This is a genomic window from Shewanella sp. 5S214 (assembly GCF_041439795.1).
GTDB classification, from domain to species: domain Bacteria; phylum Pseudomonadota; class Gammaproteobacteria; order Enterobacterales; family Shewanellaceae; genus Shewanella; species Shewanella vesiculosa.
Window position 1 is genome coordinate 59,191 of sequence record NZ_JBGOOV010000010.1, and the last position, 12,557, is coordinate 71,747.

At 42.0% G+C, this 12,557-nt stretch carries 10 protein-coding genes; 5 read left to right on the top strand and 5 right to left on the bottom strand.

The window, feature by feature from the left end; genetic code table 11:
• The first annotated feature begins 232 nt into the window (after positions 1 to 232).
• The gene (locus tag ACED29_RS08745; protein ID WP_273059323.1) at positions 233 to 1,447 is read left to right on the top strand and encodes an MFS transporter; all 1,215 of its coding nucleotides are present in this window, start codon (positions 233 to 235) and stop codon (positions 1,445 to 1,447) included.
• Between the two features lie 67 nt (positions 1,448 to 1,514).
• On the top strand, positions 1,515 to 2,348 hold the full coding sequence (locus tag ACED29_RS08750; RefSeq protein ID WP_124015548.1) for a TIGR03899 family protein: 834 nt from the start codon (positions 1,515 to 1,517) through the stop codon (positions 2,346 to 2,348).
• Here the strand turns inward: ACED29_RS08750 and ACED29_RS08755 are convergent.
• From ACED29_RS08755 to ACED29_RS08770, 4 genes are all read right to left on the bottom strand, one after another.
• Positions 2,338 to 2,937, bottom strand: a complete 600-nt coding sequence (locus ACED29_RS08755) for a hypothetical protein (protein ID WP_124015547.1) — start codon at positions 2,935 to 2,937, stop codon at positions 2,338 to 2,340. The two genes, ACED29_RS08750 and ACED29_RS08755, sit on opposite strands and share 11 nt — an antisense overlap.
• A 220-nt stretch (positions 2,938 to 3,157) precedes the next feature.
• Positions 3,158 to 3,778 (bottom strand): glutathione S-transferase family protein, encoded by a 621-nt coding sequence (locus tag ACED29_RS08760; RefSeq protein ID WP_124015546.1) that lies wholly within the window; start codon positions 3,776 to 3,778, stop codon positions 3,158 to 3,160.
• Positions 3,779 to 3,907: 129 nt separating this feature from the next.
• Positions 3,908 to 4,585, bottom strand: a complete 678-nt coding sequence (locus tag ACED29_RS08765) for a type 1 glutamine amidotransferase domain-containing protein (RefSeq protein WP_207891308.1) — start codon at positions 4,583 to 4,585, stop codon at positions 3,908 to 3,910.
• A gap of 43 nt (positions 4,586 to 4,628) precedes the next feature.
• Positions 4,629 to 5,657, bottom strand: coding sequence for an NADP-dependent oxidoreductase (locus ACED29_RS08770; RefSeq protein ID WP_124015544.1), 1,029 nt, complete (start codon positions 5,655 to 5,657; stop codon positions 4,629 to 4,631).
• Between the two features lie 212 nt (positions 5,658 to 5,869).
• On the opposite strand from ACED29_RS08770, the gene ACED29_RS08775 reads away from it, so the two are divergent.
• On the top strand, positions 5,870 to 6,316 hold the full coding sequence (locus ACED29_RS08775; RefSeq protein WP_124015543.1) for a MarR family winged helix-turn-helix transcriptional regulator: 447 nt from the start codon (positions 5,870 to 5,872) through the stop codon (positions 6,314 to 6,316).
• A 190-nt stretch (positions 6,317 to 6,506) separates the two neighbouring features.
• On the opposite strand, the gene ACED29_RS08780 is transcribed toward ACED29_RS08775, so the two are convergent.
• Positions 6,507 to 7,472, bottom strand: coding sequence for a GGDEF domain-containing protein (locus tag ACED29_RS08780; RefSeq protein ID WP_273059327.1), 966 nt, complete (start codon positions 7,470 to 7,472; stop codon positions 6,507 to 6,509).
• 589 nt (positions 7,473 to 8,061) lie between these two features.
• Here ACED29_RS08780 and ACED29_RS08785 point away from each other — a divergent pair.
• Both ACED29_RS08785 and ACED29_RS08790 read left to right on the top strand, forming a co-directional pair.
• The gene (locus ACED29_RS08785) at positions 8,062 to 9,024 is read left to right on the top strand and encodes a 2-dehydropantoate 2-reductase (RefSeq protein WP_182697507.1); all 963 of its coding nucleotides are present in this window, start codon (positions 8,062 to 8,064) and stop codon (positions 9,022 to 9,024) included.
• A 220-nt stretch (positions 9,025 to 9,244) separates the two neighbouring features.
• Positions 9,245 to 12,544: a winged helix-turn-helix domain-containing protein gene (locus ACED29_RS08790; protein ID WP_182697508.1), complete on the top strand. Its 3,300-nt coding sequence runs from the start codon at positions 9,245 to 9,247 to the stop codon at positions 12,542 to 12,544.
• Positions 12,545 to 12,557 lie beyond the last annotated feature (13 nt).

Below are 12,557 nucleotides of genomic sequence, written 5' to 3' on the forward strand. Positions count from 1 at the left end.
ATCACGTCATCATGATAAGCAATTCACCTAATATGCACTGCCTCAATGCAATGTGAAGTACTTCGCAGAAAATCATCGACCAGAAAACCCCAAATAACCAAGCTTGTGTCAGATTTATCATGGCAAATGAATCATGGACTGATAACCCCAAATTGCAGGCAAAATACAGTTCACTTAGAAAACTATTTTATGTCACTATAGATGGATAAGCTTAGGGATAAGAGTTTCAACCATGTCAGACACATCACTTACACATGCTGCCCCCATTTCGATCCAACGAACAAACCCACAACACCTCCTGCTGTGGATGACCTTTGTTATGTCGATGGTATTCGCAGTTTGGCAGGCATTACTCAATAATTTTGTGATTGAACGCGCCGCATTCACCGGCGCCGAAATTGGCTTATTGCAGAGCCTAAGAGAAATACCAGGATTTTTAGCCTTTACCGCGGTATTTGTATTACTGATGATCAAAGAACAAACCTTTGCATTATCATCTTTGGCCTTGTTGTGTATTGGCGTGGGCATTACCGGCTGGTTTCCCGACGTGATTGGTCTGTATTTAACAACGGTATTGATGTCGATAGGTTTTCATTATTTTGAAACCATCAATCAATCGCTGACATTACAGTGGGTTGATAAAGCCGATGCCCCGGGATTTATGGGAAAAGCGTTAGCATGGCGATCCGCTGCGGCGCTCGTCGGTTACGGATCAATTTGGCTGATCATGAGTTGGCTTAAACTTGACTATATCTGGATGTACAGCATCATTGGTGGTTGTGGCTTGCTCATGGTGTTTATGATGGCGGTATACTTTCCACGTTTTGCCATTGGCTCCATTCAGCACAAGCATCTAATCATGCGAAAACGCTACTGGCTGTATTATTTACTGACGTTTTTTTCTGGTGCACGCAGACAAATTTTTATGGTGTTCGCCGGCTTTATGATGGTTGAGAAATTTGGCTATTCGGTGTCTGAAATCACCGCCTTGTTTCTGATTAATTACCTAGTGAATTTATTGTTTGCCCCAAAGATTGGCCGCTTTATTGGTCGCATAGGGGAACGTAAGGCGTTAATTATTGAATACCTTGGCTTAGTGCTTATTTTCAGCAGCTACGCTTATGTCAGCGATGCCAATATTGCTGCGGGTTTATATGTAATCGATCACCTGCTTTTCGCCATGGCAATTGCAATGAAAACCTATTTTCAAAAAATTGCCGATAAACAAGATATTGCCTCAACCATGTCGGTAAGCTTTACCATTAACCATATTGCCGCGGTGATTATTCCAGCGTTATTAGGTATATTGTGGTTAAGCTCGCCTAAAGCAGTATTCTTTATTGGTACTGGGTTTGCCCTATGCTCGCTCGCATTAGCATTCAATGTGCCGCGCCATCCGGTGCCGGGTAAAGAAGCCTTATGGTCTCCGTTGACTACAAAAAACTAAACGATTCAACATAAATGTCATACCCAAAAATACCTGGCGCAAACGCAAAGCACTGAGAGGATGAGTGATGGCTGATATTGATGTAACTGAGATACAAGATGACAACACTCAAGTGTCTGCGCGCAAAAAAACCTTATTGCTCGGACGCATTATCGGTTTAGCCAGTGAAGACGATTATCGTCCGTCTACCGCATCCGTTGCAGAACGGGCGCAATACCGTCAACGCAAACAACTTAGCCAACATCAAACTAATCTTGAGAGCATTTTTGCATTAGCACTTAACTATACGCCATCGGATGTGACTGGAGTGGAGTTAGATCCTGATTGGCGTTATCAATTTTTTAAGATGGCAGAACAGATCCATAATCGAAAAATGCAAGATTTATGGGCCAGAATCTTAGCCAGCGAAATCGTCAATCCAGGCAACTTTAGCCTTCGCACCTTGGCACTGTTAACACAGTTAACCTTTCGAGAAGCACAGATATTTGAAAAAGCCTTAGGCATGTCAGTTAAAATCAACACTGAGCCTAGGTTTAAATTACTTAGCAGTTATCGTATTAACGGCGGGATAAAACAATATTTTCGCAAGCACACTCAAACAAACTTTGGCCTGTCGCAATTTGGCTTACCTTATTCGAGTATTTTAACCCTAGTCGATGCGGGGATTTTGCATAAAAGCGAGTTTGAAACAGGGTTACTAAGCAGCAATGAAAACATTCAGTTAGCAATGTCTAATACTACCTTGACTCTAAAGCCTAAAGATCAGCACTTATTATTTACCTATTATCGCTTTACCAGTGTAGGTGATGAGTTGTGCCAATTAATTCAGGCCAAAAATGACAATGACTTTATCGATGCGGTTAAAGTTATGTTAGCTAAGGATTTTATCGTTAGTAGTTAATATTTTTATAAAGGTGTGCATACTTAGCTTTATGTTCGCTAAATAAAAATTGGCGCAATATTTCACGCGACTCACCTTCTGCACTAATCTTTGCCGCCATCACCCCATTTTCAGTCCTGACAGGTTCAAACAACATATCTAGATGAACACCATTAGGTAAAATCAATTGGGTTAAACGGGGCATTTTAGTGTTAAGTTCTTGCGGCACCTTAATGGTCATACCCGAGCTAGACAGGGATAACACTTCAACGTATTTCTCAGTGTCATGATCAATCACCTTGATATTTTTAACATCATCCAGTCGCCAACTACGTTCTCCGCCTCGCATATCAATCACTTCTGGGATCCCCAATTCTGGAGAGAATTGTCCAAGATCATCTATTGTTAAGGTCAATGGAAACCATAAGCGATAGTAGCTTATTTCAGCGAGCAAAGTGAGTTTGGCATTTCCCAAAATATGCGCAAGCACTTGGGGTACTTCAGTTGCGACACTTAACGAATGTTTCGATAAAGCGTTGTCTGTGCAGTCATCTGCCGGTGAAAAAACATCACTGAAATAAGCAAGTTCCTCATTTGATAAAGTTGTCATAATCTAACCTTGTAGCACGCAATAAAACCCTTGTTATAGTAACACCTTAGTATGACAGCGAACAATCTTTAACCAAAAACCAACTGTATGGCCTGTTAAACATTGGCCTGCCGATGGTAAAAGCATAATCAATAATCTAGGGGTAACTGAATGAAAATAACCGCTGCAGCAATAAAAAAGACGAACTGAGTTCGTCTTTTAAATGGATACGCATTAATGATTAACGATCGTGTTCAGCTTCGATTTGCATCGCTTTTTTAAATGATGCATGGCTCATTAATTGCTGATAATACTTTGCAATATTTGGATATTTTTCAAACTCGCCATTTTGGCCAACAAGCTCCGCAATAAACGACATCATAATATCTGCGCCGCTAAGACTGTTGCCAACTAAATATGACTTACCTTGCAAACGGTCATTAAAGTAACTGATAACTTTTGCGGTTTCAGCATCGGCATATCCACCGATAAAGCGAGTTTCAGCCCCATCCATTTTAACAAAGATCTTCAATAATAATGGCAATGCAGCAGAACTTTCAGCAAAATGCATCCATTGTAAATAATCAATGTAATCTGCAGAACCGGGTGTCGGCATCAGCTTATCTGCACCGTAGGTTTGAATTAAATACTCAGTAATCGCACCAGACTCAGCAATAGTGTAACCGCTGGCCTCTAATACTGGAGATTTACCCAAAGGATGAACTGCTTTTAACGACTCTGGCGCTAAAAATGTGCTTGCATCACGCTGATAAGCAACCAGCTCATAGTCCACGCCCAATTCTTCTAACAACCAAATTATACGTTTTGAGCGTGATTTATTTAAGTGATGTAATTTAATCATTAAGCCGTCCTTGTAATGTTGGTGATGAAAAGTAAACCTAATGAACAACTCACTGGGTTTACTTTTATCAATCTACTTATTTGTAATCTCGAGTTAAGGTTAAGTATAACAACTCAACCAAGCAGCTGATTAGCTTAATAACGCTAACATTTTTTCAGCCACTAACTCTGATGATGCAGGGTTTTGACCTGTGACTAACTTACCATCAACCACGGCATATGGGTGCCAATCGTCACCCTTAGAGTAGGTTGCACCATTTTCCTGCAGCATGTCTTCAACTAAAAATGGCACTACGTTGGTTAACTGTACCGCTTCTTCTTCGCCATTAGTAAAACCGGTAACATTTTTACCGGCAACAAGTGGCGTTCCGTCTGGCTTTTTAGGGTATTTAAGCGCTGCAGGAGCGTGACATACCAAACCTAAAAGCTTTTCTGTTTTGTAGCATTGCTCAATTAACGCAATAGAATCTTTGTCGTTCGCTAAATCCCACAATGGACCATGGCCACCAGGATAAAATACTGCGTCATATTCTGCTACGTCAATTGATGCCAATGTATGAGTATTGGCTAACAGTGCCTGAGCTTTTTCGTCAGTAGCGAAACGACGAGTTGAATCGGTTTGAAAATCAGCTTGATCACTTTTTGGGTCTAATGGTGGCTTGCCACCCTTAGGTGAAGTCAGTACCACTTCAACACCCTTATCTGTAAATGCGTAATAAGGCGCAGCGAGTTCTTCTAACCAAAAACCGGTTTTCTCACCTGTGTCGCCTAGTGTGTCGTGAGAGGTCAATACCATTAATACTTTCATTGTTATTCCTTAAATAGTGTAAATTTATTCGTAATCACTCAGATTACAGAGGATTGTTTACTTTAATGACAATCTTGCCGAAATTTTCGCCTTTTAAAAGCCCAATAAAGGCTGAGGCCATATTTTCAAGACCCTCGACAATTTGTTCACGATACTGAATCTTGCCTTGTGCCAACCATTGGCCCATATCTTGGGCAAATTCTGGGTAACGATCGCCATAATCGTCAAAAATAATAAAACCTTGCATCTTAATGCGCTTAACCAGCAAAGTGCCCATTAATAATGACAAACGATCGGGACCATCAGGTAACGACGTCGCGTTATACTGAGAAATTAAGCCACAGACTGGCACCCTAGCACTGGTATTGAGTAACGGCATCACAGCATCAAATACTTTGCCGCCAACATTTTCAAAATACACATCTATGCCATCATGGCAATGTGTTGCCAATTGCTGTGCAAAGTCAGGCGCTTTATGGTCAATACACTCGTCAAAACCGAGTACTTCTTTGGCATGGCGACATTTTTCAGCGCCACCAGCAATACCTACAACGCGGCAACCTTTTAATTTAGCAATTTGACCAACTGTTGCACCAACAGGACCAGTGGCCGCGGCAACCACAACAGTTTCACCCGCTTTGGGCGCGCCAATGTCTAATAACCCCATGTACGCAGTAAAACCGGGCATTCCCATAATGCCTAGAGCATAAGAAGGATGAGTAGGATTGTCACCTAATGTCATTAAGCCTTCGCCGTTAGACACTAAGTAATCTTGCCAACCACCAAATGATAATACCCACTCACCCACTTTATAATCAGGATGATTAGACACTTCCACTTGTGATACCGCGGCGCCAACCATGACATCATCAATAGCAACCGGCTCGGCATATGATTTGGCATCATTCATACGGCCACGCATGTAAGGATCAAGTGATAAATACACCGCACGCAATAAGACTTCACCTTCGCCAGGCACTGGTTTGTTAACGGTTTCTAAACGGAAATTATGAGCAACTGGCTCACCTTGGGGGCGGCTGGCAAGAACAATACGACGGTTTTGAGTGTTCATCTTGTATCCTTTAAATGACATAGGCACCATCAGATGGTGCACGAGAAGACAATATGACCTAAGTGATTAGCAAATGTTAAAAGCTATTCATACCTGTAATACATATCAGCTAAACACTGATACCATATACAACCAAGGTCGACTAATACGTTTCTTTTACTTAAATTGATCAGCCTAAATACCACCAACCATTTTGCGAGCTAAGCACTGATATGAATAAAAACAAACCCATGCTACTTGAGAATCAGTTCTGTTTTGCTGTCTATTCGACGTCATTGGCAATCGTGCAGCTCTATAAACCTTTACTTGACTCTATTGGGCTCACCTACACTCAATATTTAGTAATGCTAGTGCTTTGGGAGCAAGATGGTTTAAGTTTAAAAACCTTAGCCAGCAAACTTGGGCAACAATCGGGTGCATTAACTCCAGTCATCAAACGCCTTGAAACCGATGGACTGCTTAAGCGTATTCGCGAGCCTAAAGACGAGCGAGTGCTATGCATGCAATTAACCGAAAAAGGTTATCTTCTCCAACCTCGGGCCCAGCAGATCCACGAATGTATTGTTGAGCAATGCGGTATCGACCTTGCTGAACTGAGCGATCTAAAACAACGTCTGGATCAATTTAGACTAAAACTGTCTAAGCATATTGAGTTCTAACTGACTTAAGCACTCAAATTGACAGTAAATGTGCGTTGCTTGAGACATATGATAATCACGATAACTAATTGTGTGCAACTTAAATTAACAATTTTTAAGATCTATTGTTAGTTGCGTGATGCCGCCGCATTGGCTGATGCGATTAAATCGGCTTAGCCATCATACTGAAATGATCAATAATCACATGCAATTAGGCTACATTAACACTATTACGGCCGATATTTTTTGACGAATATAACGCTTTATCTGCACGCTTAAACATATCGATAAAAGTATTGTCTTGTGAGTCTAAGGTTGAAATACCTATGCTGATGGTAATACAAGGCGCTTGCTGTTGATCGTATTGTTGCTGAGCTTTTCGTAAACGCTCAGCCAGTTCATAAGCAGAATCAATATTAGTATTGGGTAATATAATGGCAAATTCTTCACCGCCAATTCGAGCCAATATATCCGACTCACGCGCATGTTCATTGCATATATCAGCCACCCGCTTAATCACCTCGTCGCCCACTAAGTGGCCGAAGGTATCATTAACATTCTTAAAAAAATCAATGTCGATAATCATAAATGACAGCGATTCAACATAGCGCATTGCCCGAGCAAACTCATGGTCACAGAATGCATTAAACGAACGACGATTATAAAGCCCTGTTAATGGATCGCTATTGGCGAGATGTTCCAGTTTGACACGTAGATTATATTCTTCGGTGATAACGGTAGAAATGCCAATTAACCCCATGAGCTGACCTTTTTTATCATATAGAGGCTGCTTAACTTCATGGTAAACATTGGTCTCGTTTTCACCCTCTATGACAAAATCACCAGATACTTTACGCTGAAGCGTTAACACCTTATGGTCATTATGTTGCAAAACATCCACCACTTCAGGAGGCAAATAATCACTGTCTGACGTCCCTTTTAATTGTTCAAGGCTAACGCCAAAATAATCTAAAGTGAGTTGGTTACAATATACATAGCGGCAATCGGTATCTTTGACATAAATATAAGCGCCAACGTGATCGAGGATTTGCTCATAAGAATTGATAAGGTGTTTTTGTGTTTTTTCTTGTCGATACTCTTTCAAATTAGCAAACAGCAATAAAGCGATCAAAGCCAATAAGATAAAAACTAATAACGCGAGAGTATCAATCGACATGAGCATTCCTTAGCTACAATCAACATCCGTATGAATTCATTATTGACGCCTTGAAGTGGAAGAACCTTCTACAGGTTTATAGTGAAGAGTACTGTATAAACACAATTGGCTATTATGCGAACACTAGCGCCAAAAATCAAATAGATTATTCCCTTGTTAAATAACTAATTGATTTTTAATTATTAAAAAAATAAAACTGCGGCATTGTGGCTATTTGAACCATCATTGTGCCGCAACAAGTTAGCACTAGCGTTTATATATAACCCCGGCCTACATCACAAAAGGCAAATTAATGCCTTGGGCAGCATGGGCATGGCTGACAACCTTGCGGCCTAATACATGGGCCGTATCATAACTTCTTTAAATTCATCATCGTCCATTTGCTTTTAATATCGGCGGCATCTGCGTGAATTGACATGGCGATAACACTAAATCTCAGCGCTGCAAGGTGATTATGGTTCATTGTAGTTCTGTTATTATTTTTAAATTTCTACACGGCTAAAAATGCTGATATGTTACAAGTCATCACAGCCTCGGGGGTTGGATTGAAAGCTTAGCTTACTAATAATAAAAAAAGAGACATAATCCAATGAGAATTGCAATTTATGGCGCGGGTTCTACTGGCTGCTATTTAGCCGGCCAGCTGTGTTTGTCTGGTTTTGATGTTAGCCTCATTTGCAGGCCGACGATGAAAAAAAACATTATCGCCAATAACGGTATTACCTTAAGTGACTACCAAGGCTTTTTACAAACCGTCATGCCACCAGCCATTATCACTGATATCGATCAGGCGCCAATTGACATACCATTTGATGTAATTTTCGTCACCTTAAAGTGCCACCAGGTTAGCAGTATCGCCAAGTCATTAATCGCGATAACGCACAGCGACAGCAGTATTATTTTTATGCAAAATGGCCTCGGCAGCTTCGACAGCATTAACCAGTCTCTAAGCCACTGTAATCTGCTCCAGGGCATCACCCCCTTTAATGTGTTACAACAGCCCAATAGCCGTTTTCATAAAGGTACCGAAGGCGTGTTTACCTTACAAACAAACCATCACACACAGGCAATTCAGGCAGCAATGATTAAACAGGGTTTTGGCTGCGACTTGCATCAAAATATGCTGCCAATAATTTATGGCAAGCTATTGTTAAACCTTAACAATGCATTAAATGCTCTTAGCGACTTACCCATCAAACAGCAACTCAGCCATTATGCTAGCCGTCGGCAACTGGCTCGTGCAATGACAGAATGGTTAAACGTCTGCGAAGCCGCAGACATCGAACTGCATCAATACACTAAGGTTAAACCTCAATGGTTACCGCTAATATTATCGCTACCCAATATGTTATTTACATTATTAGCTAAACAGATGCTCGATATCGATCCCAAAGCTCGTTCTTCTATGTGGCAAGACATCAAGGCGAAACGACAAACCGAAGTCGACTTTATTAATGGTGCTGTAGTTAAAATTGGCAAAAAATATGGCGTAAAAACACCGGTGAATCAATCGATAGTAGAACAAATAAAGCAGTTAGAACAAAGGGATTAACTCAATACATAGGTGATATAGTTGTCGAGGTAACGATTGTTTTGCGGTACAATTTAATAACAAAAATACAACTGACGTAATCGCACAATATAATAAAATGTGCACAAATAAAGACGAACTCTGATAGGCCTTTTGACTGAGCTTAGCTCTGGATGAAAGTGATCATGGAGTGACTTATATTTGGCCAACATTAACGTGATTAACGCATTGGAAAACAAACATGAGCAACAGCACTTTCTTTTTTGGTGATTGGCAAATTAATCCGCAGAGTAACAGTGTTCAATCGGGTGACACAATCCGCACCCTTGAACCTAAAGCCATGGATGTATTACGCCTGCTATGCCAACACCAAGGAGAGGTACTCACCCCAGACGATATTATTCGTCAATGTTGGGGTGACATTGCCATTGGCGATAATCCACTGCATAAAGTGATTACCCAACTGCGTAAAGCATTAGGCGATCAAGCATCTAATCCGCAGTACATAGAAACCATTCGTAAACGGGGTTATCGCACCATCGCCAGTGTTGAATTTCCTGTTGGTCACCATGCTAAAGTCACCCCCGCACAATGGCAAGGCGCCTCGCCTTTTCCGGGCTTACGTGCATTTGAAACCAACGACTCCAGCGTATTTTTTGGCCGAAGTGAGCAAGTTGACACCTTATTAAATCGCATCACTAAACAAGTTGAATTCGGCCGAGCCTTCTGCTTAATCCTCGGCCCCAGCGGTACAGGTAAATCATCGCTCATTAATGCCGGTATCATGCCTAATTTGATGTCCAAAAATGGCTTTAACGGGGTTGGCGTCATTGATAATGCCAACCTAGATTTAGCCGATGTCACTAAAGACCGTTTAATTATCGATATCGCCAGTGCCATGCTCGACTGGGAAATCAATGACCAAGCGGTGTTTACCGATTGCAGTGCCGAAATGCTGGCAAAAAAATTGCAAAACGACATCAATGCCGTTATTGAATATTGTCAGCTAGCTTTAGCTAATCATTCATCCATCAATGATGACAATACCCCAACATACAGTCGGCCCCATTTTTCATTGTTTATCGACCGTTTAGAAATCTTATTAGCGTCGCCATTATTTACCGAATCCGAACGTAACAATGTATTAGATATCCTCGAAAATCTTGCGGTTTCAGGGATAATATTAATTATCAGTGCTTGCCGCAATGACTTTTATCCTCAGGTAGTAAGCCACCCTAGCCTAATGGCAGGCAAAGCCAATGGCTCACATTTCGATTTATCGGCGCCAACTCGAGCAGAGCTGATGCAAATGATCCGTTTGCCGGCCAATGCAGCTAACCTTACCTGGACACTCGATCCCGATACCGCAATGCCGCTGGACGAAATACTTTGCAGTGACGCCGCCTCAAACCCTGATGCTTTGCCCATGTTGCAATACACCTTGCAATCACTGTATTTGAACAAAGATGATGACAACCAATTATTGGTGTCGGTTTACCATTCGCTAGGGGGGATTGAAGGCGCCATCGGTAAAAATGCTGAAGAAGTGCTAGGCCAATTAAGTAACAGCGAACGCGCTGCACTGCCGAAAATACTGTCGATGTTAGTCACCCTCACCGAAGACGAAAAATCAATCACCAGCAACACTGCCCGCTGGAGCGATCTCAGTAGTGATGCTGAGATAAACCTCGTCAAAGCCATGGTTGATAACCGCTTGTTTGTCTCGCATCTGCAACACGATCAAGCCTGCTTTAGTATTGCCCACGAAGCGCTATTAAGGCGCTGGCCCCGTGCGACAAAATGGATAACCGAACACAGCGACAGTTTAGCCATTAAAAGCCGTTTACAGCATCAATCTAACCGCTGGTTGGCCGAGTCAAAGAGTAATGCTTATTTACTGGCAGAAGGCAAACCATTAGTAGAAGCAAGCACATTGCTCGATAACCAATTGTTTAGTTTAGAGCCTCAAGAGCTGGCACTCATTCAAGCCTCAACCAAACAAGCCAATATCGGCCGCTGGCGCCGCCGTGCAGTCATGCTAGCCCTTGTGGCACTGACACTCATTTCGGTCGCCATGAGTATTCGCAGCATTGAGGCCGAAACCCAGGCACAACAAAAACGCCTTGCGGCAGAAAACTTACTCGGTTTTATGGTCGGTGAGTTCGCCGACAAAATGCGCGGCATTGGCCGCATGGACTTGCTCGATGGGATCAGTAACAAAGCACTGGAATATTTCAGCGATTTTTCGGCCGACGATGCCAGCTATTTAAGCTTTGAAGCGCGCTTTCAACACGGCCAAACCTTAGAAGCCATGGGCGAAGTGGCTTATTCTCGCGGCAATATCGACGAGGCCCACAGCGCCTTAATCGCCGCCCGTGAGCGCATGCTGCCGTTACTCGAAATGCAACCGCAACACCTCAGTTTACTCAAAACCTTAGGCGCCAATGCTTTTTGGCTCGGCCAGCTTGAATACGATAAAAGTGATTGGCTTGCCACTCAACCATGGTTCGAACAGTATTTAACATACAGCCAAGCCATGTATCAATACGCGCCAAACGATAACGATGCCATTATGGAGTTGTCCTATGCCCACAACACTCTTGGCTCGATATACATGAAGCAGCAAAACTTTACCGATGCCCGTGGGGCATTTGAGCAATCGTTGCTACTCAAGTTACAACTATGGCAACAAGATAACACCGAAAGCCAATTAATTGCCGATATTGCCAATGCGCGTTCGTGGCTTGCTAGCGCAGCCACCGCCCAAGGCGACATTACCGCGGCGATACAAATACACCAACAAATTCAACAGCAGCTGTCAAATCAAGCATTAGAAAAACAACCTTATTTACTTGAACGACTATCCAGTAGCTACCAACAACTGGCCATTTTGTTAAGTTATCGAAGTCATAACTCACAAGCCTTTGAAAAAGCAAAACTTGGTCTCATTGCTATTACCAATGCCCTAAAACAAGACCCTGAAAATGAAGTTTGGAAAATACTGCAATATCATGATTATCTGAATATGTTGGCTTTTAGTCTTGAACCAATTGAACACACTATGAGCTACAGTGTTGACTCATTAGCATCCATATTTGCTGAAGATTTGTACTTACAAACCTCCAACAAAAAAAATGAGTTATGGGCAAAATATCAAATGGCCGCAGCGAATTATTTAGCGTCACAAGGACTGCTTTCAGAAAGCCTTGTTTATGCGCGTCTAGCAATATCCTCTTTTAGCGAATTAACCACTGAGTTTAACCAAAGTTCACTTTATGTGGCGAATTTAACCCAAAGCAATATGTTAGCCGCGTCATTACTGGCTTCCATAGGCCAGCCACAACAAGTTATCACCTTGTGTCGGCAATCTAAAAATCTGTTAGCAACTATTGTTGAAAAAAATAACGACCCACAATTTACAATTCCTTATGCTAAGGCTTTAGACTGTCTCAGTGAACTTGCGCAACACCCTGATTTAGTTCAACGGCTAGAAAGTTCGGCAATAACCGATTATAGATTTACCCTGTATCTTAACCCTTAACCCTTAACCCTTA